The organism is Bacillus sp. GMa5/1 (genome assembly GCF_050172015.1).
In the GTDB taxonomy this organism is placed as follows: Bacteria; Bacillota; Bacilli; order Bacillales; family Bacillaceae_G; genus Bacillus_A; species Bacillus_A cereus.
The window spans coordinates 1-3,294 of the sequence record NZ_JBNLYC010000303.1; the positions used below are offsets into that span (position 1 = coordinate 1).

Here is a 3,294-nt window from a genome sequence, read left to right on the forward strand (position 1 = left end):
TAAAATGTGTGCTATCTATTATCCATATTATGACCTTTTTAAAAGATTTCTTTCTTTTTGCGTTCTTTTATAAAATTATGATGGAATGTAACAAATGGGAGAAAGCGTATTTACTTTGTGATTTATGCATTGTTGTTACTGCTATTTTTACATTAGAGTGGTACCTATTTAATAAACCATCTGCAAATATTTTATTCTTATCAATTGGAGATGTTTTTCTCTCATTTATTTTTCCGATTATAGATTTATTGCTTCTATTACTTGGAGTTACACTGATCTTTCGACCTGCTATTTTCAATGCAAAAAGTAAATTGTTTATTTTTATCCTAGTATTAACTGGATTGGCTATTACGGACTATTTGTATTTTTACTTACAAGGTGATTTGTCAGAGCGTTCAGTTATATTTTTAAGGTGTTTGTATAGAGTTTTCCTATTATTTATCGCTATTGCTGCTACAATCCCAAAGAATACTTCTTCTAAAAGAAATTATTTTATTATTAATCCGACATTTGGAGAGAAACTTCTTGGTATATTCCCTTATCTTGCAGTTGCAGTCTTAATTGGCTTTACTTTGAAAGAGCAAACTTCTTCAGCTACATTAATTACAGGAAATTGTATTGCTTTTGTATTTGTACTGATTCGTCATACAATCGTACGAATGCAAAACAAAGAGTTAACTAAAACATTAAAAGTGTTTAATAATCAATTAGAACAAACAGTATCTCAAAGAACAAGGGATTTAATAAATAAATCTAATGATTTAGTAAAAAATCAAGAGAGATTTAAGTCATTATATGAGTATCATCCGGATCCTATTTTAACGATTGATTCAAACGGTATCGTATTAAATATAAACCAGGCTGGAAGTATGTTATTAGGAAAAGAAAGTGCTGCATTGATAGGCAAAGAGTGCTTCTCTATTTTTTTAGATGAAGATAAATCTGAATTGGAAGCAGCTATAAAGAAAGGGAAACGATGTAGTTCATCTTCACTACAGTTACGTGTGAAAAATAACAATGAGAAAGATATACTCTTTTGGTATGTCACTATAGTTCCTATTATGATAGAAGGACAAACCTTTGGGAGCTATGTAATGGTAAAAGACATAACAAGGATGAAACAACAACAGGAAGAGATAAATTACCTTGCATTCCATGATACGGTGACGGAGATTGGAAATCGTATATTCTTCCAACAAGAATTAGATAGATCTATTAAGCGTGCACAAAAAACACAGGATAAGTTTGGGCTCCTGTATATTGATTTAAATCGCTTTAAGACTATTAATGATACATTGGGTCATTCGATTGGTGACAAGGTTTTAAAAGAAGTTGCCAAACGTTTTAGGACATGTCTGTCACCGACTATTCCTCTAGCAAGAATAGGTGGTGATGAGTTTGCGATCATTGTCCATAACCAAACAGAGCAACAGCTATTGGATTTGTGTAAAACTCTATTTCGTATAACTGAAGAACCATTTGTAGTAAATCAGCATAGTTTTTACTTATCTCTTAGTATAGGAATAGCAGTGTATCCATTTGGAGGAATAAATACTACTACACTTTTACAACACGCTGATATCGCTATGTATAGCGCAAAGGAAAAAGGTAACAATGCTGTTTGTATGTATGACGAGACATTATCTCAAAAAGTAACTCGTCGATTACGATTAGAACAGGATTTACCAAATGCAATTGAAAATAATGAGTTGTTTTTATTGTATCAACCACAAATTGATAGTAAGGCAGGTAAGGTTATTGGTGCAGAGGCTTTAATACGTTGGCAACATCCAGAGCTTGGACTGATTTCTCCTTTTGAGTTTATACCTATCGCAGAAGAAACGGCGCAGATTATTTCAATTGGGAAGTGGACGTTACAGAAAGCGTGTCAACAACTGAAAGAATGGCATTCTGCGGGCTTTTCAAATCTAAAGATGGGGATAAATTTATCAGCTATAGAGTTTGAACAGAAAGATTTTGTTCAAACCATTATATCTACCATAGAAGAGATAGGAGTACCTGCTAATTCGATTGATTTGGAATTAACAGAGCGAATAGCAATGGTAGATGAAAAGGAAACCTTATCGAAGTTAAAAGCATTAAAATCATATGGTGTACATTTATCAATTGACGATTTTGGTACAGGTTATTCTTCATTAGCGTATCTGCCTCTTTATCCAATTGATACTTTGAAAATTCCAAGAGAATTTGTTAATAGGATTGGAACTTCTACTGATGGAGATGAAATTATACAAACCATTATTTCACTTGCTCATACTTTAAACATGAAAGTGATAGCAGAAGGGGTAGAAACGAAGGAACAATTAACAGTGTTACAACGTAATGCATGTTATCTAATTCAGGGCTATTACTACAGTAAACCTGTAAATGAAGATGAATTTATTGGTTTTTTAAGTACAATACAAAATGAATAAGTGAAAAATCAGTATATGTATGAAATAAAGTGAAAAGACGATCTATCCATATGGATTTGAACGTCTTTTCACTTTATTTTCAGTAGTTATGCAGCAAGGTTTCAGCCTTTGAAAGTAAAATAAGTATCTATATTCCTTGTATTTAGGGCTAATGGGATATGAGGTGAAAGTTGCTTCTTGTGAAACCGCATTAGGGACAGCTCGTATATTCTTAAAGCAATTTGAAAAAGCGGAAGAACATTTCAATCGTTCCATTGACCTTTTGCAAAAACATAATGAAGAAAAATTGATTTTAATAGTAAGGCATAATCTAGGACTATTATATGCAACTCAAAATTTATCTAAATTAGCAATTCGTCATTTATCAGAAGTCACAGAGAAGAATATTGCCCATTTTAAAGCAGTGTTCTTACAAGCGCGTGAACACTATAAGCTAAGAAAAACAAATATTGTAAAAGAACTTATTGAAAAAGGATTAGTAGTTTGTATGGAATTAGGAAATGAAGAGTATGTATATCATTTCAATATTTTACGTTCTCTTAATGAAGATGAAGCAATTAAACTCTTAGAAGAAGTGAAAAAAGTATTTCTTACTTCGAAAAGCAAGGTTTATGGGATTTCGTAGAAGAATATGCAGATCTAAAAAAGGAAGAAATTATACAATAATCACATGCTATCATTTTTAATAGCTAATTAACAAAAGGACTCCAATTATGGAGTCCCTTTGTTAATGGGATAATGCTTTAGTTTATCTAATTATAACAATATTTGTAAAAAGTGTAAAGGGGTCCTAGTTTGGAGGGGGAATTATTTAATCTTTTTTATTTAATAAAAGGGATGATATTTAGTTATCTGCGCT

2 protein-coding genes are annotated in these 3,294 nt (G+C 31.7%); both read left to right on the forward strand.

The window, feature by feature from the left end; translation table 11 throughout:
• The first annotated feature begins 77 nt into the window (after positions 1–77).
• Positions 78–2,435, forward strand: coding sequence for a sensor domain-containing protein (locus ACQGSG_RS27770; protein ID WP_002062082.1), 2,358 nt, complete (start codon positions 78–80; stop codon positions 2,433–2,435).
• Between the two features lie 151 nt (positions 2,436–2,586).
• On the forward strand, positions 2,587–3,060 hold the full coding sequence (locus tag ACQGSG_RS27775) for a tetratricopeptide repeat protein (RefSeq protein ID WP_325842465.1): 474 nt from the start codon (positions 2,587–2,589) through the stop codon (positions 3,058–3,060).
• Positions 3,061–3,294 lie beyond the last annotated feature (234 nt).